The organism is Enterobacter sp. 61D5 (genome assembly GCF_034107965.1).
GTDB classification, from domain to species: Bacteria; Pseudomonadota; Gammaproteobacteria; order Enterobacterales; family Enterobacteriaceae; genus Enterobacter; species Enterobacter cloacae_M.
In genome coordinates, this window is the sequence record NZ_JAWNFK010000006.1 from 141,552 (window position 1) to 166,167 (window position 24,616).

Consider the following 24,616-nt stretch of genomic DNA (forward strand, 5'->3'; position numbering starts at 1 on the left):
ATGCAAATTTCCGGTTTTTTTGTTTGTTACTTATAAAGGGAAAATTAAATGAGTACTCTACTAAGAAGTGCTGCGCTCGTGCTGTGCGCAGGAGTTAGCTGTGCACAAGCATCAGAAACAGCGAAACAGTGGGAATTTAATATCGGCGCGATGTATGAAATCGAAAACGTTGAGGGGCAGGGTGACGATAAAGATGGATTATATGAACCCTCCGTCTGGTTTAATGCGACCTGGGATGCCTGGACTATTTCTCTGGCGATGTATCAGGAGGGGCCGGTTGATTATAGCAGCATGACCCGTGGCACCTATTTTGATCGCCCGGAATTTGAATTACGCTATCGCTTTATCGGAACAAATGATTTTACGTTCGGTCTGACCGGCGGCTTCCGTAATTATGGCTATCACTTTAAAGATGAACACGGCGCCAGAGACGGCAGCGCTAATATGCAGCGCTACAAAGTTCAGCCTGACTGGGATATAAAATTAACCGATGACTGGCGTTTCAGCGGCTGGTTTGCCATGTATCAGTTTGCCAACGATCTGGAAAAAACCGGCTATGCTGACAGCCGCGTCGAAACCGAAACGGGCTTTACCTGGACCATCAACGAAACCTTTGCGGCTAAAGTGAATTACTATTTAGAGCGCGGTTTCAATATGAACGGTTCGCGTAATAACGGCGAATTCTCCACCCAAGAAATTCGCGCCTATCTGCCTATTTCATTGGGCCAGACGACCTTAACGCCTTACACCCGACTGGGGCTCGATCGCTGGTCGAACTGGGACTGGCAGGACGATCCTGAGCGTGAAGGACATGATTTCAACCGCCTGGGTATGCAGTATGCCTATGACTTCAACAACGGTTTATCCATGACGCTTGAATACGCCTATGAATGGGAAAACCATGACGAGGGTAAAAACGACCGCTTCCACTATGCGGGCGTTGGGGTCAATTACGCGTTCTGAACGAGGGCACGCCAGGGGCGTTAAACCCCTGGTTTTAGCGCAGCGAGGCCGCCAGTAAAAAGTGGGTGTCAACCAGCACTTTTTGCGGTGCGGGCTGACCCGCAATACGCCTGAAAAGAAGATCGCAGCTCTCTTCCCCCAGCTTTCGGGTCGGGATATCGAAGCCGCCAGGTGCGGGCGTTAAAATGAGAGACAGCATCGGGTCACTGTAACCGGCTATCACTACCTGCTCCGGGATCATCAGGTTCAACTCATCCGCTGCGCGATAGAGGCTAAGTAACTTCATGCTGTCGGTAGCGAATACTGCATCAGGCGGCGTGGGTGAAGACAATAATTCCAGAGCCGCCGTAAGCGCACTCTCATGGGTATAACCGCCATCCCTGATCCAGTCCGGGTTAAGGGCAATATGGTGCTTTTCCAGACTGGCTTTATAGCCCGCAAGACGATCGATCGAAACATGATAATCAAGCGGGGCATGCAGACAGGCAATTTTACGGCGTCCGTTTTTAATAAAAGTTTCGGTCAGCGTGGCGCTGTCATGGAAATTATCCGTGTCGACGGAATAGATATTTTGATACTCACCTTCCACTTTACCGATAACCACTACCGGTACGCCATATGCATCCAGCGTGGTGAAAAAGGATTCATTTGCCGGTGAGCTCAGCATAATGATCCCTTTGATCATCTTCTGTTTTATTTTACTCACGCATTTCAGCAGATCGTCTTCGCTGCTTTTTGACGTTTGTAAAATAACGTCAAATCCTTCTTCTTCCGCTTTTGCCGTAATGGCATGAAGGACATCGGAGAAAAAAGGATTGCCGGCAGTGGTTTTGGTTGAACGGGTCGAAATAACCATAATGGCATCGAAGCCTGAAGAGGTCAGGGCGCGGGCCAGTTTGTTGGGCTGATAATTTAATTCGTCAATCGCCTTCAGCACTTTTTCACGCGCTTCGGGAGAAATATTCGTTTGTTTATTCAGAACGCGGGAAACGGTTGATTTCGATACGCCCGCAACCCGTGCGATATCATAGATGGTGGGTGACATACACCTTACTCACTCCGGACTGACAGCAATGCCGTTCATCTTACTGGAGAGAAAACGGCAATAGCAATAAATAAGAATTGATAATCAACGATCTGTCCCCATTTATTGTATTCTGAAGCCATGCATTCAAGGCTTCCAGGCAACGAAGGACGGCGATGAAGCGACTTAAAAACGAAATCAATTCACTGGTGAACCGTGGCGTTGACCGTCATCTGCGTCTGGCCGTGACGGGGCTGAGCCGCAGCGGTAAGACGGCGTTTATCACCGCGATGGTAAACCAGCTCCTGAACCTGCACGCCGGTGCGCGTCTGCCGCTGCTTAGCGCGGTGCGGGAAGAACGCCTGCTGGGCGTGAAGCGCGTCCCTCAGCGTGATTTTGGTATTCCACGCTTTACCTATGACGAAGGGCTGGCGCAGCTCTACGGCGATCCGCCCACGTGGCCGACGCCGACGCGAGGGGTGAGTGAAATTCGCCTCGCACTCCGCTTTCGCTCGAATGAATCCGTGATGCGCCATTTCAAGGATACCTCCACGCTGTACCTTGAAATCGTCGATTACCCCGGTGAATGGTTGCTCGACCTGCCGATGCTGGCGCAGGATTACCTCAGCTGGTCCCGCCAGATGACGGGGTTGTTGCAGGGGCAGCGCGCCGGGTGGTCGGCCAAATGGCGACAGCTGTGCGAAGGCCTGGACCCGCTTGCACCGGCCGATGAAAATCGTCTGGCGGCCATTGCCGAAGCCTGGACGGCGTATCTGCATCAGTGCAAGCAGGAAGGGTTGCACTTCATTCAGCCGGGTCGCTTTGTCCTGCCGGGTGATTTAGCAGGCGCGCCTGCGCTTCAGTTCTTCCCCTGGCCGGACGTGGACGGGGTGGGCGAGTCGAAGCTGGCGCAGGCCGACAGGCACACTAACGCCGGGATGCTGCGCGAGCGTTACCATTACTACTGTGAAAAAGTGGTCAAGGGATTCTATAAAAACCACTTTTTGCGATTTGACCGTCAGATTGTGCTGGTGGATTGTCTGCAGCCGCTCAACAGCGGGCCGCAGGCCTTCAACGATATGCGCCTGGCGCTGACGCAGCTGATGCAAAGTTTTCACTACGGCCAGCGGACGCTGTTTCGCCGTCTGTTCTCACCGGTGATCGACAAACTGCTCTTTGCGGCCACAAAGGCCGATCACGTCACGGTCGACCAGCATGCCAATATGGTATCGCTGCTGCAGCAGCTGGTGCAGGACGCCTGGCAAAACGCCGCCTTCGAAGGGATCGGCATGGATTGCCTTGGGCTTGCGTCCGTGCAGGCGACGCAAAGCGGGCTGATAGATCTTAACGGCGAGAAAATACCGGCATTACGCGGGAACCGGCTCAGCGACGGTGAACCGCTTACCGTGTATCCGGGGGAAGTGCCTGCGCGGCTGCCTGGCCAGGCCTTCTGGCAGAACCAGGGCTTCCAGTTTGAAGCCTTCCGCCCGCAGGCAATGAGCGTCGATCGGCCATTACCACACATCCGTCTGGATGCGGCGCTGGAGTTTTTGATTGGAGATAAATTGCGATGACGGAACCGTTAAAACCGCGCATAGACTTTACCGGAACGCTTGAGCAGGATCCTCAGGAGGCGTTTAAAACCGCGCAGGCCTTCAGCGGCACGCAGGCTGATAACTTTTCCCCGGCCCTGATCGAGGAGCCCGGCGTCGAGGAAGGTCCGGCAGAGGCGGTTGTGGAAGCCGCCCTGCGTCCAAAGCGCAGCCTGTGGCGCAGGATGGTCACCGCCGGTCTTGCTCTGTTTGGCGTAAGCGTGGTTGGGCAGGGCGTGCAGTGGACGATGAATGCCTGGCAAACTCAGGACTGGGTCGCGCTGGGCGGATGTGCCGCGGGCGCGCTGATTGTCGGGGCGGGCATCGGGTCGGTTGCCACCGAGTGGCGGCGGCTCTGGCGTTTGCGCCAGCGCGCGCACGAGCGTGATGAAGCGCGGGATCTGCTCCACAGCCACGGCACCGGCAAAGGCCGCGCGTTCTGTGAAAAGCTGGCCAGCCAGGCCGGAATCGATCAGTCGCATCCGGCGCTTCAGCGCTGGTATGCCGCCATCCATGAAACCCAGAATGACCGGGAAGTGGTGACGCTCTACTCCCACATGGTTCAGCCGGTGCTGGATGCCCAGGCGCGGCGCGAGATTAGCCGTTCTGCGGCGGAATCCACCCTGATGATTGCCGTCAGCCCGCTGGCGCTGGTCGATATGGCCTTTATCGCCTGGCGTAACCTGCGTCTGATCAACCGTATCGCGAACCTTTACGGCATAGAGCTGGGTTACTACAGTCGACTCCGGCTGTTCAAGCTGGTCCTGCTCAATATCGCGTTTGCCGGGGCGAGTGAACTGGTGCGCGAAGTGGGCATGGACTGGATGTCGCAGGATCTGGCGGCGCGTCTTTCTGCTCGTGCCGCCCAGGGGATCGGCGCGGGATTATTGACGGCGCGTTTGGGGATTAAAGCGATGGAGGTCTGCCGTCCGCTGCCGTGGATTGACGGCGATAAGCCCCGGCTGGGGGATTTCAGGCGCGAGCTGATCGCCCAGCTCAAAGAGACGCTCAATAAAAAACCGGCTCCGTGAGGTTTTGTTCACTTATCGTGCTGGCTGTCAATATTTGTTGACAGCCATCTTCCCGATCACCGTGTTCTGACATATCATTTTACTGTTATTGGCTTAAAACGGTGAATTTCCCATGCGTCTTGAAGTCTTCTGTGAAGACCGTCTCGGTCTGACCCGCGAATTACTCGATCTTCTTGTTTTACGTAGCATTGATTTACGTGGCATTGAGATCGACCCTGTCGGGCGAATTTACCTCAATTTTGCCGAAATTGAATTTAACACCTTCAGCAGCCTGATGGCGGAAATCCGCCGTATCGCTGGCGTTACGGATGTACGCACCATTCCTTGGATGCCCTCTGAGCGTGAGCACCTGGCGCTGAGCGCGCTGCTGGAAGCCATGCCAGAGCCGTTCCTCTCCCTGGATTTGAAAAGCAAAGTTGAGCGCGTTAACCACGCGAGCTGCCAGCTTTTCGCGCAGAGCCAGGAGAAGCTCAGCAATCATAATGCCGCGCAGCTGATCCCCGGCTTTAACTTCCAGCGCTGGCTGGACAGCAATCCGCAGAACACGCTTAGCGAGCATGTGGTGATTAACGGGCAGAATTTCCTGATGGAGATCACGCCGGTCTATCTGAAAGGGGAAGGGAATACCCGCGTGTTGACCGGGGCGGTGATCATGCTGCGCTCGACGTTACGCATGGGTCGCCAGCTGCAGAACATTTCCAGCCAGGATGTTGGCGCCTTTAGCCAGATTATTGCCGTCAGCCCGAAAATGCGCCATGTGGTGGATCAGGCGCGCAAGCTCGCCAACCTGACCGCGCCGCTGCTGATTACCGGGGACACCGGCACCGGGAAAGATCTTCTGGCTCACGCGGTGCATCTGGCGAGCCCGCGTGCGGCTAAGCCTTATCTGGCACTTAACTGCGCCTCTATTCCGGAAGATGCCGTTGAAAGCGAGCTGTTTGGCCACGCGCCGGAAGGCAAGAAAGGGTTCTTCGAGCAGGCTAACGGCGGCTCCGTGCTGCTGGACGAGATCGGCGAAATGTCGCCGCGCATGCAGGCAAAGCTGCTGCGTTTCCTGAACGACGGAACGTTCCGCCGCGTCGGTGAGGATCACGAAGTGCATGTGGACGTGCGCGTCATTTGCGCTACCCAGAAAAACCTGGTTGAGCTGGTGCAAAAAGGGATCTTCCGCGAGGATCTCTATTACCGCCTCAACGTCCTGACGCTGAATATTCCCCCGCTGCGCGATTGTCCGCAGGACATCATGCCGCTAACGGAGCTGTTTGTCGCCCGCTTTGCCGACGAGCAGGGTGTGCCGCGTCCGAAGCTGTCTGCCGATCTCGGCACGGTGCTGATGCGCTACGGCTGGCCGGGCAACATTCGCCAGCTCAAAAACGCCGTTTATCGTGCGCTGACCCAGCTGGAAGGCTATGAACTGCGTCCGCAGGATATTCTGTTGCCTGATTACGATGCGGGGACGGTGTCTGTTGGCGAAGAGGCGATGGAAGGTTCGCTGGACGATATCACCAGCCGTTTTGAGCGTTCAGTGCTGACGCAGCTATACCGCAGCTATCCCAGCACCCGCAAGCTGGCAAAACGCCTTGGCGTCTCGCACACCGCGATCGCCAACAAGCTGCGCGAGTACGGTCTGAATCATAAGAAAGGCGACGAATAACAAAAAAGCCTCTGCAAAGAGGCTTTTTACTTTACGTTTATTCCTTCGCCATCGGCGTGTTAACGATTTCTGTTTTTGTCTCTCCCTGAATCGATGCAATCCTGTTTTCGACCTCTTTCACCTGCTGCGGGCTGTGCAGCAGGGTATAGGTCAGGTCAAACTGCGCGCTGGCACCGGGCTGCAGCTGCTTAACCCGCTTCTGCTCGCGTTCAATCGTAACGGGGTAGGCGTAGCTGGTGCCCGGCTCAATGCCCGTGACGTAGCCCTGCTTCAGCGTGTCGGTATTCTTCCATAAGGTCAGCACGGGCAGCTGGCGGGTATCAAACTGGATTGACGCGCCTTTATCTCCGGCTTTATTGACCACCGCCGCAAGCGTTTCGTGGTTATTGTCGGCGAGCGGTTTAATATTAAAGACCATCTCATCAAAGCCTTTTGTCGGTCCGGCATAGGTTTGCCAGTCGTTAACCCCCGCTTTGGCGTAATCATTGAATGGGCTCACGCTCGCCGCCGGCGCAAGGAAACGCGCGCCTTCTTCAAGGATCGGCGTGCCGAAGTTGCTGTGATAGATGATTTGGTAATCATGAGGGTAATCCGCATGGTTGGTCAGAACATCATGCAGGCTGAACTGGTTGGTTCCGGGAACGTAGCGCAGTTCGGTCATGGTTTGCAGATCCGCTTTTTTAAACGTGCTCTCTTTGATCAAACCCCGAACGCGGATCTCATGCGGGGCGGCATCCGCGATTTCAACCTCGACCTGCGAAACGGGGGTATTACCGGCCCTGCCGTGCAGGGTGTAAATTTGCCCATCCGCGGTGACAGGGTGACCTGTCCATTCGTAGCCACAGCGCACCATCATCTCGTTGAAACCATCCAGCCAGCCGAGACCGTTGCGGCTTTCAAGATTGATATAAGCCGGGTTCACTACCTCTTTAACGGGAGAATTCCAGCCCAGTCGGGTACCAAACCCTTCTACATGCAGAAGGTTCATCCCGCGGGTCGGGCTCAGGGTAATCGTCAGGCCATCTTTGCTGCTAATAATGATGACTTTGCTGCCTTCCTGTTTACCACCGTGTAAGACTTTTTGCTCAATGCTGAACGTCCGATCTTTAACTTTCAGCTCATCGCTGGAAACCTTCCAGTTTCCTTTCTCTACGCTGCTTTCAGCGCTTGTCAGCACCCAGGTTTTGGCCACCGCATGGCCAGAAATCAGTACCGCAAGGAGCGTCAACGCGAATTTAATCTTCATATATTATCCTTTTTGCTGAAACGATTATTTTCTTTCGTAAGCAAATCTAATGTTTAGGCAAAAAGGGAAATGTGATGCGCTTCACTGGGGATGAAAATAGGGAAATTTAACGATTATTATGCGTTACTGATCACGCTCATGTTACATATTGTCTAGATTATTGCATGATTAATGTGATTTGTGTGCATTTATGCTTTAACGATTCAGCTTTGAGGTAATAAAAAACCCCGCCGCGGCGAGGTTGAGAATAAGCTGTATAGAATGCTAAGGACTTATTATGCTTTCAGCACGTCCAGCGCGGCAGTGTAATCCGGCTCGGTGGTGATTTCGTTAACCAGTTCGCTGAAGACGACGGTGTCGTTTTCATCCAGAACCAGTACGGCACGTGCTGCCAGACCTTTCAGTGGGCCTTCCGCGATGCTGACGCCGTATTTCTCGAGGAAATCTGCGCTGCGCAGGGTGGAGAGGGTAATGACGTTGCTCAGGCCTTCAGCACCGCAGAAACGGGACTGGGCAAACGGCAGGTCAGCGGAAATGCACAGCACAACGGTGTTGTCCATTTCAGTCGCCAGCTGGTTGAATTTACGCACGGATGCGGCACAAACACCGGTATCAATGCTTGGGAAAATGTTCAGTACTTTGCGTTTGCCCGCAAACTGAGCCAGTGTGACGTCAGACAGATCTTTAGCCACCAGAGTAAATGCCTGCGCTTTGCTGCCAGCCTGCGGAATGGAACCTGCTACAGCAACCGGGTTGCCCTGGAAATGAACGAGTTGTGACATAGATATCTTCCTGTTTACATATAGTTAACGTCGGGGCTAGTGTATGCCATCAGCGGATAACACGGCAAACCAAATTTTTCGCCTTTCCGGGCCGCAAGGAGTCAGTGATGAGAAGCGTTAAGGTCTATGAAGAAGCCTGGCCATTGCATACCCCGTTTGTGATCTCCCGCGGCAGTCGAAGTGAAGCCAGCGTGGTCGTAGTCGAAATCGAAGAAGAGGGGTTTAAAGGCGTTGGGGAATGTACGCCATACCCGCGCTATGGAGAAAGTCCTGCGTCGGTGATGGCGCATATCATGACCCTGTTGCCAGAGCTGCAAAAAGGGCTCACGCGCGAGGCGTTACAGCAGCGTTTACCCGCCGGGGCGGCGCGTAATGCTATCGACTGTGCGCTCTGGAGCCTTGAGGCCGCAAAGCAGCAGCAATCGCTGACGTCCTTGCTGGGAGTGGCGCTGCCGGAGTCCGTCGTGACGGCGCAAACGGTCGTGATTGGTGAGCCGGAGCAGATGGCTGCCAGCGCAAAAGCGCTCTATGACGCCGGGGCCACGCTGTTAAAAGTGAAGCTCGACGATCGCCTGATCAGCGAGCGGATGGTTGCCATTCGCTCGGCGGTGCCCTCGGCCACGCTGATTGTTGACGCCAACGAGTCGTGGCATCCCGAGGGGCTTGCCGCCCGATGCCAGCTGCTGGCTGACCTGGGCGTGGCGATGCTGGAGCAGCCTCTACCAGCGAAGGATGACGAGGCGCTGAAGAATTTTATCCATCCGCTGCCCGTCTGCGCGGACGAGAGTTGCCATACCCGCGAGAATTTGAGCGCGCTTAAGGGCCGCTATGAGATGGTCAATATCAAGCTCGATAAAACCGGCGGGCTGACAGAAGCGCTGGCCCTGGCGGCGGAAGCGCAGGCGCAGGGCTTTTCCCTGATGCTGGGATGCATGCTCTGCACATCCCGGGCGATCGGCGCGGCGCTGCCGCTTGTCAATCAGGTCCGTTTTGCCGATCTGGATGGCCCGACGTGGCTGGCGGTTGACGTTTCACCGGCGCTTAATTTTACCAGCGGCGTGCTTCATCTCTGAGGCTGCCAGCGCAGAAGCTCCACCATCGCTTTTAAGTATTTTTCGCTGGCTTCGTCGGAGGAAATCGGCGGGAATTCAGCGGTGATGCAGGGCAGGCTCAAATCGGCGCACCAGCTACCGAACGATCCGGGTGTTTCATAGCCCACGCTGGTGACGAGCGGCAGGGCGAAAGCCTGTGCCAGCCACGCGCCCAGATCGGAGTGACGCGGGTCTTCAATACAGGCCAGCGGATCGTGGAAGGAGACAACCCATGCGGGGTGGATCTTATGGATAAGCTGGCACAGCGCCTGCGTTTCCGGCTCTGAGCCCGGCTTGTCTCCCGTCAGCAGCACCACGTCCCGCTCCTCGGCGGAGCTGTTCCAGCGATAAACCGTTTCGCCGGCCCGCCAGTTTGCCGCCGGGAAATTACGGTTCAGGTCAACGCCCCTCGCATTCGCCCGTAATCCAAGCTGGCAGCCGTCCGGATTGACGGCAAGAATTACGTGGTGACGTCGCAATGAAGGCGTCAGCGTCCGCAGCGCGCAGGAAAGCGTTACGATGGACGAGTTCTCATCTCCGTGCGTGCCGGCAATGATCAAACCGCTGCTGCGATCGGCATCGGGCGCCGGGAACCAGATCAGCGATGCGCCTAAAAATGAGCGGCCATATTGCTCAGCGCCCGGCGGAAAGGCCCCGCGCTCCGCTCGTGGTCGGGTGATTGCCATACGAAATCCTGATAAAGAAGTCTCTACTGGCAGTGTTGTGCAAAACTCGCTGTTAATCAAATAGTTTCCGTAACGCTTAAGAATTGCCTTAAATCACTATTCAGGCGTAAGGTATTTGCATTTCTCTGTTTCGAAACAAATAATTACGCATCTGCTTGTTACCTGAATTCATTAAAGGGGATCTTATGAAGCATCCTGTTTCGCGTCTTTGCGCTGCACTGTACCTGTGCGGACTCTCTACACTCTCGTACGCTGCTGATGTGCCCCAGGGCACGGTACTGGGGCAAAAACAGGAGCTGGTCAGGCATATTAAAGACGAGCCGGCTTCGCTCGATCCGGCAAAAGCGGTGGGATTACCCGAGATTCAGGTAATTCGCGATCTTTTCGAAGGGCTGGTAAATCAGAACGAGAAAGGGGAGCTGACCCCCGGCGTGGCGACGCGCTGGCAGAGTAACGATAACCGTATCTGGACCTTCACCCTGCGCGATAACGCGAAATGGTCTGACGGTACGCCCGTCACCGCGCAGGATTTTGTCTACAGCTGGCAGCGTCTGGTTGACCCGAAAACCACCTCTCCGTTTGCCTGGTTTGCGGCGCTGGCAGGCATCAACAACGCGCAGGCCATCATTGATGGCAAAGCGGCGCCAGATACCCTGGGCGTGACGGCGGTGGATGCCAGAACCTTACGCGTCCAGCTGGACAAACCACTCCCGTGGTTTAGCAACCTGACGGCGAACTTTGCTTTCTATCCGGTGCAAAAAGCGAACGTTGAAAGCGGTAAAGAGTGGACGCGTCCGGGCGCCCTGGTGGGTAACGGCGCGTACGTCCTGAACGACCGCGTGGTGAATGAAAAACTGGTTGTCGTGCCGAATACGCACTACTGGGACAACGCGAAAACTGTCCTGCAAAAAGTGACCTTCATTCCGATTAATCAGGAATCGTCCGCCACTAAGCGCTATCTGGCGGGGGATATTGATATCACCGAATCGTTCCCGAAAAACATGTATCAGAAGCTCCTGAAGGACATTCCGGGACAAGTGTATACGCCGCCTCAGCTCGGAACCTATTACTACGCATTTAATACGCAAAAGGGCCCGACGGCCGATGCCAGGGTGCGTCTTGCGCTGAGCATGACTATCGATCGCCGCATTATGGCAGAAAAGGTATTAGGTACAGGTGAGAAGCCGGCCTGGCATTTCACCCCTGACGTGACGGCGGGCTTCACCCCTGAACCTTCACCGTTCGAGCAGATGTCCCAGCAGGAGCTGAACGCTCAGGCGAAAACGTTGCTCCAGGCCGCAGGCTACGGTCCTCAGCGTCCGCTGAAGTTAACCCTGCTGTATAACACCTCGGAAAACCACCAGAAAATCGCCATTGCGGTAGCGTCCATGTGGAAGAAAAATCTCGGTGTGGACGTCAAACTGCAAAACCAGGAGTGGAAAACCTATATCGACAGCCGTAATACCGGCAATTTTGATGTGATCCGCGCGTCATGGGTAGGCGATTACAACGAGCCGTCGACCTTCCTGTCTCTGCTGACCTCAACCCACAGCGGTAATATCTCGCGTTTCAACGACCCGGCCTACGATAAAATTATCCACCAGGCAACGCTGGAAACCACGGCGAAAGCGCGTAATACGGACTACAACATGGCGGAGAAAATCCTCATGGAGAAAGCGCCTATCGCGCCAATTTACCAGTACACCAATGGTCGTCTGATTAAGCCCTGGGTGAAAGGCTACCCTATTAATAACCCGGAAGATGTGGCGTATAGCCGGACGATGTATATCGAGAAGCACTGATGTTTTATGAGACCTGGCGCGAGAATGCGCCAGGTCTGCAATACGCGGTACGGGTTCATCCGCTATGCGTGGCCCGACGCCGGGTCTCTGTTATTCTAATAGCGCATTAAACTTCGCCAGCCACTGCGGATGCGCGGGCCAGGCGGGAGCCGTCACCAGATTGCCGTCTACATGGGCCTGATCGATGCCGATAGCGGCGTAGTGTCCGCCGCTGAGACGGACCTCAGGCGCGCAGGCCGGATAGGCGCTACAGGTTCGTCCTTTCAGGATGCCCGCGGCAGCAAGCAGCTGTGGGCCGTGGCACACTGCGGCAATCGGCTTACGCGCGGCGTCAAATGCCTGTATCAGCTTTAAGACGTCCTCATTTAGCCGTAGATACTCGGGTGCTCTCCCGCCGGGGATGAGCAGCGCGTCGTAGTCCTGCTCCTTTACGGCTGAAAAATCGGCGTTGAGGGTAAAGCGGTGACCGGGCTTTTCGCTGTAGGTCTGGGCGCCGTCAAAGTCATGGATTGCCGTCATGATGTAATCGCCTTTCGGTTTGTCGGGGCAGACCGCATCCACCTGATGGCCAATCATCTGCAACGCCTGAAAAGGCACCATGGTTTCGTAATCTTCGGCGTAATCGCCAACCAGCATCAGGATCTTCTTGCTCATCTTTCCTCACCTCTATCAATAAAGATGATTAAGATATAGCCTGGCGTGGCTGAATTGCCGGAAATAAAAAAGCCCGTCAGAGCACGGGCAACATAAGCAAATGAATAAGTGATTCGTTATCAACGTTGTTGGAGGATAACGCCGCGTATTTTACGCGGCTGTAAGGGAAGCAGATACCTGACATATTCGGTAGGTGAAACAAGCGATTAAACGTGCGTTACGGTGCGTCGAAGGTCGGGTAAAGGCTATTTTCCAGAAACTCGACGAGATACCAGATCTCACCGCTAAAAATAAACCAGAAGCCAAATATAATAAGGAGTAAAATAATTAAGGTGAGTATTATTTCTGTTTTTCCCATTGCGGCTTTTACCCACCTGAAGCTAATTGATTCGAGGTGGGCATTGTAGCGGGGCTTTTCCGGATACTCCAGTTTCATGCCGCAAGGACTTTATTGCGTCCGTCATTTTTAGCGCGATACAGCGCATCGTCCACACGCTTAAACAGCTCGTCAATACTCTCTCCCTGATTGTGCCGCGCCACGCCGATGCTGACGGTAAACCGCGGCAAGCCCGGAATCGTAATGCGGGCAACGGCTGCGCGGACAGACTCGGCAATCTGCATCGCGGTATCGAGAGAGGTGCGCGGCAGCAGGATAACGAACTCTTCGCCTCCCCAGCGGAACACCATATCGCCCTCCCGACTACAGGCTTCCAGCGTCCGGGAAAGGGCGATAAGCACCTCATCGCCTTTCAGATGGCCGAACAGGTCATTAATGTTTTTGAAATGGTCGGTATCCACCAGAAGCAGGCTAAATTGCTGCTGCGCGGGAAGTGTATTCAGGTTGCTTTGATCGGTAATCGCGTAGAACTGGCGCCGGTTGAGTAACCCCGTCATGGAGTCACGTAACGCCGCATGTTCCAGCTCCTGCTCCAGCCTTTTTTGCTCGGTGATATCGTGGATGATGCACAGCATCAGCTTGTCACCGTAGATCTCAATGGGCCCGGCATACGTCTGAACGTGGCGGGTGGATCCATCGGCAAGGCGGTGAACAAAATTGAGCGGCTTGTGACCACCGGGCAGCGCGGCAATCGCAGTCATAATGGGCATCACATCTCGCCCCAGCGTATTGATTTCCCAGGTATGCTTACTGCACATGTCATCATGTGAATAACCATAAAAATTGAGCGCGGCCAGATTCGCATCGACGATTTGGCCGTCGCGGGCCGGATCGATTAACAGCATCGGAGCGCTGTTGGTCAGAAAAAAGCGCGCATAAAAACCCTGTTTTTTCCGCCGGTAGGTGGCGGAACGGGTGGCCTTCAATCCTGAGAGTATTTGTTGGGCGATGCCCTCGAAAACAATCACATCTCCCCAGGGCGCGTAGTGGGCAAGCGAGAGGCGACAGCTTAACGGCGTATCCTGTCCATCCCGGCTCGTTGTCCAGATTTCGACGATCTCCTGCTCTGTTTTCAGTTCAGATACATACATCGACAGGACGGTTTGCGCACTGGCAGAGTAGATCCCTTTGCGCAGGTCATCGAGCGTTTTATCTCCCATGATCTGCGTTGCGGACACATTCGCAAAAATGATCTTTTCCGACACGGGTGAAACGAGCCACACGGGTGTTTTAATTACATTCAACGCATCAAAACAAGGTTGCGACATAGGCGTTTCCTGTTCATCGACAACATGTGCCTGACAATCATGGCAGAATTGACTCGCGTGTACTCCTTTGAAACATACTCCACTTAACCCCGTCAGGCATGATTTTTTTGAGAAATAAATGCGGGGTCCGTTTGAATTTTATTAATGGGTATAATCTGTTTGTCTGAGTTTATCTGCAGCAGTAGCCAGGGTACCTGTTCGGCAGGTAAGGGGCGGGAGAAAAGGTAACCCTGCAGGTAATCGCAGCCGAGTCGGGTGAGAACCGCCTGCTGTTCTTCCGTCTCGATCCCTTCTGCCACCACATTCATCTCCATGGTCCGGGCGATACTGATAATGGTTTCAACCAGCTTGTAGCTTTTTTCATTTTCCAGCATCGACGTGACAAAGCTTCTGTCGATCTTGAGCTCTTTTGCCGGAAGCACGCTCAGCATCAGAAGGTTGGAATAGCCTGTACCAAAATCATCAATCGAGACAACGATCCCCGCGTGATTAAACGCATTGAGCAACTCAATGCTGCGGTCCAGATTTTTAAGCGCGGTGCTTTCCGTTACCTCCAGAATCAGCCGGGACGGAGACAAGCTATATTTTTCCAGCATCGAAGAGATGATCTGGAAAACATCCGGCTGTTCAAACTGGATGGGGGATAGGTTGAGCGAGAGCGTCCACTGGCTGAAACCTTGCTCAGTCCAGAAATGAAGCTGTCGGCATGCCGCTTCAATGGCCCAGTTACCTACCGGAATAATTAAACCCGTTTGCTCCAGAGAAGGGATAAACAGATTGGGCAGCACAACCCCTTGCTCAGGATGCCGCCAGCGCAGAAGGGCTTCAAAACCGTGAATGGTTTTCTCTCCCGCATGCCAGGTTGGCTGGTACCACAGTTCAAACTGATCGCGCTCAAGCGCCTGCGAAAGCTCCTGCAGGAAACCGGGTTTCGCCGGGATCGCCGTTGACATCTCGGCCCGGTAAATCGCCCAGCCGTTGCGGCCCTCTTCTTTGACGCGATGTAGGGCTGCATCCGCCTTGAGCTTCAGCTCGTGCAGCGTTTCGCCATCCTGAGGATAGAGGCTGACGCCCGCGCTGATTGTTGTGCTTAACGTGTGCCCACAGACAGAAAGAGGGCGTCGCACGTCTTCGAGCAACGCGGTGACCAGGGCGTTGAGCCTGTCGTCGTCACATTCTGGCACCAGCAGGATAAAGGCGTCGCCTCCCAGCCTTGCCAGGGTCATCTCACGCGTGAGCCGGGCCGTGATGCGCTGCGCGACCGTGATCAATAGCTCATCACCGACGCTGTGACCCCACGTATCGTTAACGCGTTTGAAGTGATCGACGTTCAGGAAAATAACCGCAAATGGCTTCTTGCTCAGCAGCGCGCTTCGCAGACAATCCTGCATGCGGAGATCCATCTGGTGGCGGTTTACGAGCCCGGTGAGCGCGTCAAACCGCGCCTGTAGCTCAAGCTGGCGGTTGAGCTGCTGCAGATTATCCGTCAGCCGGCTGGTGCGGCGGTGGGAATCGATCAGTGAAATGATTAACATCACCCCGAGCAGGCAGAGCGTGGTGACCGAAACCCAGATGGATAACCCCAGCTCGCCGATCCCGCCCGGGAGGGTATGCGCCATTTCCTGAAACTGCGCGGCACTCATGCCGGTATAGTGCATCGCACAAATGGCGACACCCATGACGAAGGCCGCGAGAATGCGATTGATAAAGACGCCTTTGTGTTTATTCCGCAGACGGAAAGCCAGCCACAGTGCCGTGCCGGAGGCAACACCGGCAATAACCACGGACAACCCCACGAGGCGGCTATCCCAGATGATGCTGCCATCCAGCATCAGGGCCGCCATACCGATGTAGTGCATCGACACCACGCCAGCGCTCAGGATCGCCGTGGCAAAGATCAGTCTAAAGGGAGAAAGTTTTTTGCCCGCGACGGCAATATTAAGTGCCGTGGCCGATGCAACCACCGCGACGCCCAGTGACGCAAGGGTTAACCAGAGGTCGTAGCTCATCATCATGGGCATTTGCATCGACAGCATGCCGATAAAGTGCATCGACCAAATGCCAATGCCCAGCGTGACCCCACCGGCAATGCGCCAGAAGAGGGCAGCCTTTCGGCTGGAGAGGGGGATCTTTCCGGCGCTGTCCAGCGCCACAAAGGAGGCGATAAACGCCACCAGATAAGAGATAGCGATTAACACAGGGTCCCACGATATATTGAGCATTATGCAGTCCCACGCCTGAGAGGGTTACCGATTTCGCCTGCCGGGTACATCTTTATCGGGCAACGAACATGCGCATTCAAACCATATTAGTTATTTATCGTGAAAAATGACCAGTCATATTAATACTCTAAAACTTATTAAGAATATAAAATATATTCTCTTGTTAATATATTAAGCATTGCTAAACAAGAACGAATAACAGTAGCAAAGCTCCTTAAATATGAGGGCGATCGTATCGTCTCACCGCGGGCGATACTATCGCTTAAGATGGCGGGAAACCAGTATCACAGCATGCTGAGCAAAACATTTTCACTAATACGCTTTTTTTATCTAACTTAAGACAAATCTCAGGATGCTAACGGCGAAACAAAAAACAAGTGTTGTTTGCGATGAAAAACTTCCGGGCCAATGCTATAAGTCTAAGTGCCGACCAAAATATAAAACGTGGGTATTATCATGCTAAAAAATATTAGTGTCAGGACCTTTATTATCGGGTTCCTTTTCTCTCTTTTTTTGGTAAGTGCGGGTGTCGTTGTTCTATTTTCCAGCAATACGTCTCTCTTTATTTCGCTTAATGTCATCAATTTCGTTGCGCTATTTTTGCTCTGGGTCTATATGACGAAGTATCTTGTGACGCCGATCAATACGGTGAAGAGAAGTATTGAGGAGGTGACCGCAGGTAACCTTGGCGTATCTATCCCTGAATTTGGCAATAACTGTGCGGGCCGACTCATCCCCGGCATAAACAGCCTTTCCGGCAATATTGCGACGCTGGTGCGGGAGATCAGGGCGTCATCGCAAACTGCTATGACCTTATCGGACCAACTCTCGGCACGTAGCGCTCAGCTATCGGTGAAAACCGAGCAGCAGTCTGCGTCTTTGGTGCAAACCGCAGCCAGCATGGAGCAAATGGCCGCGAGCACCAAAAACAATGCCGATAACACCCGCCTGGCGAGCGAGCAGGCAAATGTGGCGACGTTACAGGCGCGCAAGGGCGGTGAGCTCATGGGGCAGGTTGCCAGCAATATGCAGTCCATTACCGAATGCGCGCAGCAGATGACGGAGATCATTTCGTTGATTGACGGCATTGCGTTCCAGACGAATATCCTGGCGCTCAACGCGGCCGTTGAGGCGGCCAGGGCGGGCGATCATGGAAAGGGGTTTTCTGTCGTTGCGGAAGAGGTAAGAAACCTGGCACACCGCAGCGCGGAGGCCGCGAAGAATATCAAAACGCTGATTGAAGTCACCAGCAGTAACGTCACGCAGGGAGCCAGCGTTGTGTCACAGGCAGAGAAAAATATGCATGAAATCGTGACGGGTTCGGGGAATGTCAGCCGCTTAATGGACGACATTTCCGCGTCAACGTCAGAGCAGGAGAAAGGCATTTCTCAGATTACCCTGGCGCTATCGGAGCTGGAGCGGGTTACGCAAAGTAACGTGGCAATGGCAGAGGAACTCAACGGTTCATCTGATGTACTGCGTAATCAGGTGATTGAGCTGCAGACCCGAACGCGTAATTTCAGGCTCGAACAGTCATCCTTGTCCTCATCGCCTGGCGGCTCGCCATCTTTCCTGCAGCGGCCAGAGCACTCTCTCTGACAGCACCTCAAAGCCTGGCATGCCAGGCTTTTTTTACGCCTCTGGCCAGTATGTATAATTCCTGAGCGATTTCAGCGCTATGGGATACATAGTTGTTGCTTAACACCTGATGAAAGCTAGACTGACACCGAAGAGCTAAAAAGGTGGAGGCGCTGTGGAAAGCATTAAAGGATCTGAACTTAACGTTCCAGACGCAGTTTTTGCGTGGGTGCTGGATGGCCGCGGCGGTGCGCGACCGCTGGAAGATAATGATGCGATCGATAGTGCGCATCCCTGCTGGCTACATCTGAACTACACCCACCCGGACAGCGCTGACTGGCTGGCCTCGACTCCGCTGTTGCCCAATAACGTGCGCGATGCGCTGGCGGGTGAAAGCCTGCGGCCCCGCGTGAGCCGAATGGGGGACGGGACGCTGATCACCCTGCGCTGCATTAACGGCAGCACGGATGAACGCCCGGATCAGCTGGTTGCGATGCGTGTCTACATGGACGACGGGCTCATTGTGTCGACCCGGCAGCGAAAAGTTCTGGCGCTGGATGACATCGTCAACGATCTGAAAGAGGGCACCGGGCCGGTCGACTGCGGCAGCTGGCTGGTGGACGTCTGTGACGCCCTGACCGATCATGCGAGTGAATTTATTGAAGAACTGCACGACAAAATCATCGACCTGGAAGATAACCTGCTCGATCAGCAGATCCCGCCCCGCGGTTTTCTGGCCTTATTGCGTAAGCAGTTGATTGTGATGCGCCGCTACATGACGCCGCAGCGCGACGTGTATGCGCGTCTTGCCAGCGAAAGGCTCGCGTGGATGAATGACGATCAGCGACGCAGAATGCAGGATATTGCCGACAGGCTGGGGCGCGGGCTGGACGAGATTGATTCCTGTATTGCCAGAACGGCGGTGATGGCGGACGAAATCGCGCAGGTGATGCAGGAGTCTCTGGCGAGAAGAACCTATACGATGTCCCTGATGGCGATGGTGTTTTTACCCAGCACGTTTCTTACCGGGCTGTTTGGCGTGAACCTTGGGGGAATTCCAGGTGGCGCTTATCGCTACGGCTTTACCGCGTTTTGTGTGATGTTAGTTGTTTTGATTGGTGGTGTTGCATGGTGGTTGCATCGTAGTAAATGGCTGTAAATTTACGCTTTTTTCAGCTTTCAACGGGATCAAAACGCTCTTTTAATTGAGCGAGGTCAATAAATATCTACCCCGTAAGGTGCAATATTACTCCCGCAGGTGAATGCAACGTCAAGCGATGGGCGTTGCGCTCCATATTGTCTTACTTCCTTTTTTGAATTACTGCATAGCACAATTGATTCGTACGACGCCGACTTCATAGTCGGCTTTTTTTTGCCTCCTGATTCTCAGCGTCTACCCTTGAAGGGACGACAGCAAATTCTGGAGGGAATGATGAGCTTCCTCAACGCTCTGCTACTGCAACAATCGCGTCAATCCGATCCCGTCCCCACCGATCCGGTGCCTATGCCCGATCCCATCCCGCGTCCGCAGCCGATGCCCGACCCGCCGCCAGATCAAGAACCGATTAAATTGTCGCATCGAACCGCAAGATCTGCGAGGATACGCGCCATCTGACCGCAAAGATGACCACGAGAGACTACTGTGACCGCTTTTTCTACCCTGAATGTTCTGCCCGCCGCCCAACTCGATAATCTCAACGAGTTGGGTTACCTCACGATGACGCCTGTTCAGGCTGCCGCGTTGCCCGCCATCCTTGAGGGCCGTGACGTGCGCGTGCAGGCGAAAACGGGCAGCGGGAAAACGGCGGCATTTGGCCTTGGCCTGTTGCAGCATATCGATGCGGCGCTATTTCAGACCCAGTCTCTGGTGCTGTGCCCGACCCGCGAACTGGCAGACCAGGTCGCGGGTGAACTCCGTCGTCTGGCGCGTTTCCTGCCCAACACCAAGATTTTAACCCTCTGCGGCGGACAGCCGTTCGGCGCGCAGCGTGATTCACTTCAGCATGCGCCGCACATTATTGTCGCAACGCCCGGCCGCCTGCTGGATCACCTGCAAAAAGGCACCGTCTCGCTGGATGCGTTACAAACGCTGGTGATGGATGAGGCAGACAGGATGCTGGATATGGGCTTCAGCGATGCGATTGACGAGGTGATCCGTTTCGCCCCGGCCGATCGTCAGACGCTGCTGTTCTCCGCGACCTGGCCGGAGGCCATCGCCGCCATCAGCGGGCGCGTGCAGAAAAATCCACTCACCATTGAAATCGACAGCGTAGATGCGCTGCCCGCTATCGAGCAGCAGTTCTTTGAAACCTCGCAGCAGGGGAAAATTTCTCTCCTGCAGAAACTGCTTAGCCAGCATCAGCCTGCGTCCTGCGTGGTGTTCTGTAATACCAAAAAAGACTGTCAGTCGGTCTGTGATGCCCTGAATGCCGCCGGCCAGAGCGCATTGTCGCTGCATGGCGATCTGGAGCAGCGCGATCGCGATCAGACGCTGGTCCGCTTCGCTAACGGCAGCGCCCGCGTTCTTGTCGCAACCGACGTCGCTGCGCGCGGTCTGGATATTAAATCCCTGGAGCTGGTGGTGAACTATGAGCTGGCGTGGGACCCTGAAGTGCACGTGCACCGTATTGGCCGTACCGCGCGCGCGGGAAATAGCGGTCTTGCGATCAGCTTCTGCGCACCGGAAGAGGCGCAGCGCGCCAATATTCTCTCTGAGATGCTGCAGATTAAGCTGAACTGGATGAATGCACCGGCCAGCACCAGCATTGTGCCGCTGGAGGCTGAAATGGCGACGCTGTGCATTGATGGCGGTAAAAAAGCCAAAATGCGCCCGGGTGACGTATTAGGCGCGCTGACCGGAGATGTGGGTCTGGACGGGGCGGATATCGGCAAGATTGCGGTCCATCCGGCGCATGTCTACGTAGCGGTTCGCCAGGCGGTTGCCCATAAGGCATGGAAGCAGCTGCAAAACGGGAAAATTAAGGGTAAAACCTGTCGCGTACGTCTGCTGAAATAAAGAATGAAGCGTCTCAGAAGGTGTTCTGAGACGCTAATCGCTTACTTCACTTCAAGCACGTTCAGACGCAGCTCTTCAAACTGATTGTCATCTTCTTCCGGCTGCCAGCCCGCTGGCTGCATGGGAATATCTTCCCGATCAAACGCCAGGTCCCCGCCGTTCACAATTTCTGACTCGTGGTTGATGCCTTTAAAGTCGAACAGCTCCACATCCGCGAGATGGGAAGGGACGACGTTCTGCATCGCGCTGAACATGGTTTCGATACGACCCGGATAACGCTTATCCCAGTCGCGCAGCATGTCGCCAATTACCTGACGCTGCAGGTTCGGCTGAGAACCGCACAGGTTACATGGAATGATCGGGAAACCTTTAGCCTGAGAAAAACGCTCAATGTCTTTTTCGCGGCAGTAGGCGAGAGGGCGGATCACAATGTGCTTGCCGTCATCGCTCATCAGCTTAGGCGGCATGCCTTTCATCTTGCCGCCGTAGAACATGTTGAGGAACAGCGTTTGCAGGATATCGTCGCGGTGATGGCCCAGCGCAATTTTGGTCGCGCCCAGCTCCGTCGCGGTACGATACAAAATGCCGCGGCGCAGGCGAGAGCAGAGTGAGCAGGTGGTTTTCCCTTCCGGGATTTTCTCTTTCACAATACCGTAGGTATTTTCTTCGACGATTTTATACTCAACGCCCAGCTTCTCGAGGTATTCCGGCAGAATGTGCTCCGGGAAGCCCGGCTGTTTCTGGTCAAGGTTGACCGCCACCAGGGAAAATTTCACCGGTGCGCTTTGCTGAAGATTACGCAGGATCTCCAGCATGGTATAGCTGTCTTTACCCCCTGACAGGCAGACCATGATGCGATCGCCTTCTTCAATCATATTGAAGTCTGCAATGGCTTCGCCCACGTTACGGCGAAGTCGCTTTTGCAGTTTATTCAGATTGTATTGCTCTTTTTTGTTAATCTCTTGATTCTGTTGCATTTAGTACTACCTTCGGAGCCAGCAGGGGCAAACATTGTATGCCGCGTATGGTACGGATTCCGGCGGCGAATACCAGCACGTTTTACAGCGGGGTTATAACTGGCGCAGCAACGCCGTTAGCGTGCGGTGTGATTTAAGGACCTCATATAGCATTTTACTCGTGTTAGTTTTCCATATTTGTTATATGACCGAGGGGAACTTATATGGCATAAGAGCGTTAAATGAACATAAAAAGGAATGACTTTATGTCGCTTTATGACCTCAAAACAGAAGCACTTGCCTTACCGGAGACCTGGCACTCTCGTGTATTGGGCCGCATTGGAACTGCAAATCTTAAAGTTTTACGAATGGATGAACGCTCAGCGATTGAAGAGGTACATGAGTATGACGAGGGGTTACTGGTCATTGATGGACGTCTGAAGCTGGGCGTGAAGGGTAAAAAAATCTCTGTAACGGCTGGACAGCTCTATATCGCTAAAGCTGGCACTCCCCATACTGTAGAAACAGGCAGTTTTGGTACACTGGTTATCATTGATTTACCAGAAACGGAAGTGGCCTCGCTTTAAGCGGCTTGCGATAAGGTCACAGATTGTCAGGATTGTTCGACGTGCTAATCCAAACTTTAATCAGACTCAACGTTATCAACCCCATCACAACGGCAACAGTGGTTACTACAATATAAGATGTCATAAAATAATCTTTTCTGGTAAGGGTCTTCATTTGACCCATTTCTTTTGCATTAGTTCCCACAAAGAGCCAGATTTTAATGAAAAGAAGTGTCGAGTTTTAGTCTGTGTTGTGTAAATAAAAGTTAGGTGGTGTAGTATTACAGGTTCTATAAAAAAAGCCTGCATTTAGCAGGCTTTAATTGTTAGGCGTTTTTATTAATTTAATTCAAAAAATAAAACCTAAAAGCGCCCGCCGCAAATATCGGCGATTTTACTGAGGTTTTATCTTTCCATTTGTGAAGTGGCTGAGATTTTTCCGGAAACGCACATCACAAATGGATTTTTGCGGCATCAAGTATCTTCTGAGAGGTGAGTTCTCTATCAGAGACAACATAAAGAAAGCTGCGATCTCCGGTTAAAGATGGGAAACCGGCAGACATAATCTGAAGGTGTATTTCTTCACCGTCCGGATATTCTTGTCTTACGGACGTAGTTGCTTGTTGCACTGTGACAACTTTACCTGGTTTCCCATTGAAAAAAACGATTACATTCTTCATAAATCACCCTGTGTTTTTGAGATCTTTCCAAAACTAAAGCAAGCATTTTTTAGCTTTAAAGTGTATGGTGGCAGTCCGTAAAATCAGGAGATGCCTATGTCTGGACGTAAAAATACACAATCCCATCGAAATCATTTAGTCAAATGTTCATGCCCAAATTGCTCTAAAGATTCAGAACATAGCTTTAATCGCGTACAAAAGGGCGCTCAACTTGTCTGCCCGTACTGCCACGTTTTGTTTAAATCTACTCAACGATTCTAAACCAAAGTAGTTGACAAAATGAGTTAGCTTTGAGTTTAGATTACTTGTGCACCAGTTCTGCACTTCATCACATTGGTTAGCGTACTCGTTAAGAAAATATGTCGGCTGTTGATATGAATAACAGTCATATAATCCAGGGCCCGTTTACTCAGGAAACCTTGTTGGTAATCACGGGCCATTGATAAACTTATCTATCTAAAAGAATTACATTTGCAGCAGAAGGGCCTTTATCGCCGCTTAGAATCGCAAATTCTACTTTCTGACCTTCAAATAGCGTATTAAACCTTTCTCCCTGCAAGGCAGAGAAACGAACAAGAACATCTTTACTGCCATCAAGGGGAGAAATAAAGCCAAAGCCTTTATCTTCATTAAACCACTTAACCAGACCTTGAATTCGTGAATACATAAATACTCCTTTAAAGACTCTTTAAATGATAAGAAATGACTGGAACGTATGGACTCAAAAGGAGGGGATATCAGCGATAGCGCCTGGTTATGAGGACTGCGTGGTAAATATTGTATTCGGTATTGCATCGAACCAACTAAATCATTAAGGCACGGACAGAGTTGATAAGCAAATGTTATTTTAGCCATCCAGATGGCTTCCGTGGCGCGTTTCCGGTCACGTTGAATCTGCTGTCAATTTTCGATAAAAAGTCGTCGGCTTGATGTTCGCCTCTGCGAGTCCGGGGCAGGAAAAAGTGTTGTGCGCATTGACCATGTGAATATATTTTGATTAGGCTATGTATGTTCAGCACCACGCTTTTTCTTAAAATTTTATCCCATTGGAAGGGTTTAACGTGTTCAAGCTTAGTTCATCTCTACTGGCTATTTTCCTGCTGTCAGGCTGTAGCTCCGATCTGGTTCTCAGTCCACCTAAACAACCCGAATACAAGTCAATGCCTGAAATAACCCAGTCTGTGACGCCAACGCAACAGCGTGCAATCATGGCCGGCGAAAGACCAGACTGGTCAGAAAGAACCCCGATCAATACAATAAAGCGATATTAATAGACATTTATCCATCAGGGCTGCCGTTCGGCGGCCTTTTGTTTCCCCTCAATCTGGCTGGCAAGAACATTTCTGACGCCTGGCATGGTAATTATTACGTTATCGACCATGCTTAAGACAATGACAATGACAATGAC

Annotated in this window: 24 protein-coding genes and 1 pseudogene; 12 read left to right on the forward strand and 13 right to left on the reverse strand. The window is 53.2% G+C overall.

All coding sequences use genetic code 11. From position 1 onward, the window contains the following. Positions 1 to 48: 48 nt before the first annotated feature. Positions 49 to 963: an OmpG family monomeric porin gene (locus tag UTM25_RS05885; RefSeq protein ID WP_320714455.1), complete on the forward strand. Its 915-nt coding sequence runs from the start codon at positions 49 to 51 to the stop codon at positions 961 to 963. A 34-nt stretch (positions 964 to 997) separates the two neighbouring features. On the opposite strand, the gene UTM25_RS05890 is transcribed toward UTM25_RS05885, so the two are convergent. Continuing rightward, on the reverse strand, positions 998 to 2,008 hold the full coding sequence (locus tag UTM25_RS05890; RefSeq protein WP_194399373.1) for a LacI family DNA-binding transcriptional regulator: 1,011 nt from the start codon (positions 2,006 to 2,008) through the stop codon (positions 998 to 1,000). A gap of 155 nt (positions 2,009 to 2,163) precedes the next feature. On the opposite strand from UTM25_RS05890, the gene UTM25_RS05895 reads away from it, so the two are divergent. The 3 genes from UTM25_RS05895 to tyrR all read left to right on the forward strand — a co-directional run bounded on the left by UTM25_RS05895 (position 2,164) and on the right by tyrR (position 6,264). Then, positions 2,164 to 3,561: a YcjX family protein gene (locus UTM25_RS05895; protein ID WP_194399372.1), complete on the forward strand. Its 1,398-nt coding sequence runs from the start codon at positions 2,164 to 2,166 to the stop codon at positions 3,559 to 3,561. Continuing rightward, complete coding sequence (locus UTM25_RS05900; protein ID WP_194399371.1) at positions 3,558 to 4,610, forward strand: YcjF family protein; 1,053 nt, start codon at positions 3,558 to 3,560, stop codon at positions 4,608 to 4,610. The genes UTM25_RS05895 and UTM25_RS05900 overlap by 4 nt, the downstream gene beginning before the upstream one ends. 112 nt (positions 4,611 to 4,722) lie before the next feature. Beyond that, entirely contained in the window at positions 4,723 to 6,264 is a 1,542-nt protein-coding gene (gene tyrR, locus UTM25_RS05905; protein ID WP_063439773.1) for a transcriptional regulator TyrR, read from the forward strand. A 37-nt stretch (positions 6,265 to 6,301) separates the two neighbouring features. Here tyrR and UTM25_RS05910 read toward each other — a convergent pair whose 3' ends face one another. Continuing rightward, complete coding sequence (locus UTM25_RS05910) at positions 6,302 to 7,510, reverse strand: aldose 1-epimerase family protein (RefSeq protein WP_194399370.1); 1,209 nt, start codon at positions 7,508 to 7,510, stop codon at positions 6,302 to 6,304. A gap of 275 nt (positions 7,511 to 7,785) precedes the next feature. Continuing rightward, positions 7,786 to 8,292 carry a thiol peroxidase gene (gene tpx, locus UTM25_RS05915; protein ID WP_023335907.1) on the reverse strand — a complete coding sequence of 169 codons (507 nt, stop codon included), beginning with the start codon at positions 8,290 to 8,292 and terminating at the stop codon, positions 7,786 to 7,788. A gap of 107 nt (positions 8,293 to 8,399) precedes the next feature. On the opposite strand from tpx, the gene ycjG reads away from it, so the two are divergent. After that, a complete protein-coding gene (ycjG, locus tag UTM25_RS05920) occupies positions 8,400 to 9,365 on the forward strand; it encodes an L-Ala-D/L-Glu epimerase (RefSeq protein WP_194399369.1) in 966 nt (321 codons plus the stop codon). Here ycjG and mpaA read toward each other — a convergent pair. Further along, a complete protein-coding gene (gene mpaA / locus UTM25_RS05925; protein WP_032656783.1) occupies positions 9,356 to 10,069 on the reverse strand; it encodes a murein tripeptide amidase MpaA in 714 nt (237 codons plus the stop codon). The genes ycjG and mpaA overlap by 10 nt on opposite strands. A 185-nt stretch (positions 10,070 to 10,254) precedes the next feature. Here mpaA and UTM25_RS05930 point away from each other — a divergent pair, with 185 nt between their 5' ends. Then, complete coding sequence (locus UTM25_RS05930) at positions 10,255 to 11,871, forward strand: peptide ABC transporter substrate-binding protein (RefSeq protein ID WP_194399368.1); 1,617 nt, start codon at positions 10,255 to 10,257, stop codon at positions 11,869 to 11,871. 90 nt (positions 11,872 to 11,961) lie between these two features. Here the strand turns inward: UTM25_RS05930 and UTM25_RS05935 are convergent, their stop codons facing one another. From UTM25_RS05935 to UTM25_RS05950, 4 genes are all read right to left on the reverse strand, one after another. Beyond that, positions 11,962 to 12,525: a DJ-1/PfpI family protein gene (locus UTM25_RS05935; protein WP_194399367.1), complete on the reverse strand. Its 564-nt coding sequence runs from the start codon at positions 12,523 to 12,525 to the stop codon at positions 11,962 to 11,964. A 217-nt stretch (positions 12,526 to 12,742) separates the two neighbouring features. Continuing rightward, on the reverse strand, positions 12,743 to 12,883 hold the full coding sequence (locus UTM25_RS05940; RefSeq protein WP_021240268.1) for an Ecr family regulatory small membrane protein: 141 nt from the start codon (positions 12,881 to 12,883) through the stop codon (positions 12,743 to 12,745). 74 nt (positions 12,884 to 12,957) lie between these two features. Next, positions 12,958 to 14,190 (reverse strand): sensor domain-containing diguanylate cyclase, encoded by a 1,233-nt coding sequence (locus tag UTM25_RS05945; protein WP_194399366.1) that lies wholly within the window; start codon positions 14,188 to 14,190, stop codon positions 12,958 to 12,960. A 92-nt stretch (positions 14,191 to 14,282) separates the two neighbouring features. Next, positions 14,283 to 16,412 (reverse strand): putative bifunctional diguanylate cyclase/phosphodiesterase, encoded by a 2,130-nt coding sequence (locus tag UTM25_RS05950; RefSeq protein ID WP_194399365.1) that lies wholly within the window; start codon positions 16,410 to 16,412, stop codon positions 14,283 to 14,285. Positions 16,413 to 16,868: 456 nt separating this feature from the next. Here UTM25_RS05950 and UTM25_RS05955 point away from each other — a divergent pair, with 456 nt between their 5' ends. The 4 genes from UTM25_RS05955 to dbpA all read left to right on the forward strand — a co-directional run bounded on the left by UTM25_RS05955 (position 16,869) and on the right by dbpA (position 21,006). After that, the gene (locus tag UTM25_RS05955; RefSeq protein WP_194399364.1) at positions 16,869 to 18,011 is read left to right on the forward strand and encodes a methyl-accepting chemotaxis protein; all 1,143 of its coding nucleotides are present in this window, start codon (positions 16,869 to 16,871) and stop codon (positions 18,009 to 18,011) included. A gap of 154 nt (positions 18,012 to 18,165) precedes the next feature. Then, entirely contained in the window at positions 18,166 to 19,149 is a 984-nt protein-coding gene (gene zntB, locus UTM25_RS05960; protein WP_023312017.1) for a zinc transporter ZntB, read from the forward strand. 291 nt (positions 19,150 to 19,440) lie between these two features. After that, positions 19,441 to 19,605 carry a hypothetical protein gene (locus UTM25_RS05965; RefSeq protein ID WP_320714602.1) on the forward strand — a complete coding sequence of 55 codons (165 nt, stop codon included), beginning with the start codon at positions 19,441 to 19,443 and terminating at the stop codon, positions 19,603 to 19,605. Between the two features lie 27 nt (positions 19,606 to 19,632). Beyond that, on the forward strand, positions 19,633 to 21,006 hold the full coding sequence (gene dbpA, locus UTM25_RS05970) for an ATP-dependent RNA helicase DbpA (RefSeq protein ID WP_194399363.1): 1,374 nt from the start codon (positions 19,633 to 19,635) through the stop codon (positions 21,004 to 21,006). Between the two features lie 41 nt (positions 21,007 to 21,047). Here the strand turns inward: dbpA and ttcA are convergent, their stop codons facing one another. Continuing rightward, on the reverse strand, positions 21,048 to 21,983 hold the full coding sequence (gene ttcA / locus UTM25_RS05975) for a tRNA 2-thiocytidine(32) synthetase TtcA (protein WP_194399362.1): 936 nt from the start codon (positions 21,981 to 21,983) through the stop codon (positions 21,048 to 21,050). A 35-nt stretch (positions 21,984 to 22,018) separates the two neighbouring features. Next, a pseudogene (locus tag UTM25_RS22590) lies at positions 22,019 to 22,087 on the reverse strand (hypothetical protein); the annotation flags it as partial. A 141-nt stretch (positions 22,088 to 22,228) separates the two neighbouring features. Here UTM25_RS22590 and UTM25_RS05980 point away from each other — a divergent pair. Further along, positions 22,229 to 22,549, forward strand: coding sequence for a cupin domain-containing protein (locus UTM25_RS05980; protein WP_194399361.1), 321 nt, complete (start codon positions 22,229 to 22,231; stop codon positions 22,547 to 22,549). Positions 22,550 to 22,565: 16 nt separating this feature from the next. Here the strand turns inward: UTM25_RS05980 and UTM25_RS22595 are convergent, their stop codons facing one another. Both UTM25_RS22595 and UTM25_RS05985 read right to left on the reverse strand, forming a co-directional pair. Next, complete coding sequence (locus tag UTM25_RS22595; protein WP_371745449.1) at positions 22,566 to 22,712, reverse strand: YnaM/YnfT family protein; 147 nt, start codon at positions 22,710 to 22,712, stop codon at positions 22,566 to 22,568. A 268-nt stretch (positions 22,713 to 22,980) separates the two neighbouring features. Then, positions 22,981 to 23,208: a hypothetical protein gene (locus tag UTM25_RS05985; protein WP_194399360.1), complete on the reverse strand. Its 228-nt coding sequence runs from the start codon at positions 23,206 to 23,208 to the stop codon at positions 22,981 to 22,983. Positions 23,209 to 23,304: 96 nt separating this feature from the next. Between UTM25_RS05985 and UTM25_RS05990 the strand changes: the two genes are divergently transcribed. After that, positions 23,305 to 23,469: a YnfU family zinc-binding protein gene (locus tag UTM25_RS05990; RefSeq protein ID WP_213333348.1), complete on the forward strand. Its 165-nt coding sequence runs from the start codon at positions 23,305 to 23,307 to the stop codon at positions 23,467 to 23,469. A 187-nt stretch (positions 23,470 to 23,656) separates the two neighbouring features. Here the strand turns inward: UTM25_RS05990 and UTM25_RS05995 are convergent, their stop codons facing one another. After that, a complete protein-coding gene (locus UTM25_RS05995; RefSeq protein ID WP_194399359.1) occupies positions 23,657 to 23,875 on the reverse strand; it encodes a cold shock domain-containing protein in 219 nt (72 codons plus the stop codon). Between the last annotated feature and the right edge of the window lie 741 nt (positions 23,876 to 24,616).